Source organism: Labrenzia sp. OB1, from assembly GCF_001624695.1.
Lineage (GTDB): Bacteria > Pseudomonadota > Alphaproteobacteria > Rhizobiales > Stappiaceae > Roseibium.
This window is the reverse complement of the sequence record NZ_JSEP01000082.1, coordinates 1-1360: the sequence shown is the minus strand read 5'-3', so window position 1 is coordinate 1360 and position 1360 is coordinate 1. Positions and strand designations below refer to the sequence as shown.

3 protein-coding genes are annotated in these 1360 nt (G+C 56.0%); 1 reads left to right on the top strand and 2 read right to left on the bottom strand.

The features are described from left to right. A partial coding sequence (locus OA90_RS27775; protein ID WP_156510637.1) for a transposase occupies nt 1-199 on the bottom strand: 199 nt, incomplete at its 3' end. Between the two features lie 91 nt (nt 200-290). Between OA90_RS27775 and OA90_RS27770 the strand changes: the two genes are divergently transcribed. Next, the gene (locus OA90_RS27770; RefSeq protein ID WP_244274722.1) at nt 291-1007 is read left to right on the top strand and encodes an IS6 family transposase; all 717 of its coding nucleotides are present in this window, start codon (nt 291-293) and stop codon (nt 1005-1007) included. Here the strand turns inward: OA90_RS27770 and OA90_RS28415 are convergent. Continuing rightward, entirely contained in the window at nt 994-1257 is a 264-nt protein-coding gene (locus tag OA90_RS28415) for a WGR domain-containing protein (protein WP_082837329.1), read from the bottom strand. The genes OA90_RS27770 and OA90_RS28415 overlap by 14 nt on opposite strands. Between the last annotated feature and the right edge of the window lie 103 nt (nt 1258-1360).

Here is a 1360-nt window from a genome sequence, read left to right as displayed (position 1 = left end):
GCGCGCCGTCGTCCGGCGACCACAATCCTTTCTTCTTCAGCTCACGCCGCCAAGTATAGATCTGCTGTCGGCTCACATCGTGGCGCTGCGCAACCTGGGTCACCGTCGCGCCATCAACCCCGACCGACATCACGATCCCGAGCTTGTCCTCATCTCGCCACCGCCTTCGCCGCTCAACTCCAAGAATTTCACCACGCATCGACAACCCCGCATAAGACACGTCGCAAACGACGTCGTTATGCACGTCTCTTACAATAATCGGTTCAAGTCAGGCAGGCGGTGGCAATCGGGTGGTTACGGATGACTTCAAAGGCAGACAGTTTGAGGCCTGGCTGATCATCCAGGCAGTGTCCTGGTACTTGCGTTATCCGCTGAGCTACCGGGACCTGGAAGAAATGTTCCTGGAACGCGGCTTTGAGGTGGATCACAGCACCATCAACAGATGGGTTTTGGCGTATGCGCCGCTGATCGAAAAGCGGCTACGCCGGTTCCGCAAACCACATTGCGGCTCGGTCCGTATCGATGAGACCTATGTGCGTATCAAGGGTCAATGGCGCTATTTGTATCGGGCCATAGACAAGCATGGAAATCCGGTCGATTTCCTGCTCACGGCAAAGCGCGATCTGAATGCGGCCAAGCGGTTCTTTCGAAAAATGTTGCGGGATGCCCCACTGCTGTCACCGGGTAAAATCGGCACCGACGGTGCCGGCACTTTTCCTCCGACCATCGGGGACGCGGTTAACGTTGGTCTGCTTGCTTCGCGTCCGGTGCATTATGTGACCAAACATTTGCAACAAGGCATCGAGAGTGATCATTTCAGGGTGAAGAAGAACATGCCCAAGGTCGGCGGGTTCCGCTCGTTCAACTCAGCCAGAAAATCCATCGCTGGCTTTGAAGCCATGCTGTGGCTCAAGAAGGGCTTCGGCGCTACCGGTCAGTGGAGCGTTCGTGAACAGAACGATCTGATTGCAATGCTCTTGGGAATTGAAAGGGTTAACAAAGCCTGAAAAACGATCTCAAATCGGGAGAGATCTGCCTGCTGACGAAAATTGCGACACGCCCCTTGCGAGCGTGTGCGGAAACCAGGTCGGGAAAGAGATCCGACCGTGACCGCCCCGAGGTGCCAAGACGCCCCCACCTCCGTTGAACGGCATAATCGCCGAACAGGGTCGGCTCGACCGACAACACATAGAACCGGGCCATGTTCCGGTGCGGATCGATGCGCGTCAGAAAGACAGGGTGTCGAAGGCTCTGCATGTCGCCAGTGTGTAGGCAAACATTGGCGCGCGTCCAATGACTGTTTGGAATCAATCAGCACATGTTCGATTCAATATTGGCTGCCTGATTGAGGGCAGCTCGG